Here is a 310-nt window from a genome sequence, read left to right as displayed (position 1 = left end):
AGGAGCGCCTGCCGAATGCAGGCAAGCTTCCTCCATGATGGAAATATGCGGCGCCAGCCTTCTTCTCATCGCCCTAATGGATTGAATCTCAATTCGATAGCGTCTGGAGCGCCTGCGAAAAGGCATTGCCGCGTTCAACGCGCTTTTTTGGATGGCCGTTAAGTCAAAGAAAAGGCGCTATTTGTTACGAAGTTAGCCTGTTCGCAGGCGCAGCGTAGAGGTTCATTTCATGATAGATCTGCATTCACATATTTTGCCAGGAATTGACGATGGCGCTGCCAATTTCGACATCGCCCTTGAGATGGCGCGA

At 51.0% G+C, this 310-nt stretch carries 1 protein-coding gene; it reads left to right on the top strand.

Annotation, left to right across the window (positions count from 1 at the left end; translation table 11 throughout):
• Positions 1–229: 229 nt before the first annotated feature.
• Positions 230–310 (top strand): CpsB/CapC family capsule biosynthesis tyrosine phosphatase (locus NEI07_RS16475; protein ID WP_305123846.1); only part of this gene is annotated, 81 nt, incomplete at its 3' end.

This window comes from Methylocystis suflitae, from assembly GCF_024448135.1.
GTDB lineage: Bacteria > Pseudomonadota > Alphaproteobacteria > Rhizobiales > Beijerinckiaceae > Methylocystis > Methylocystis suflitae.
The sequence above is the reverse complement of the archived record's forward strand: the minus strand, read 5'-3'. Positions and strand labels throughout refer to the sequence as shown.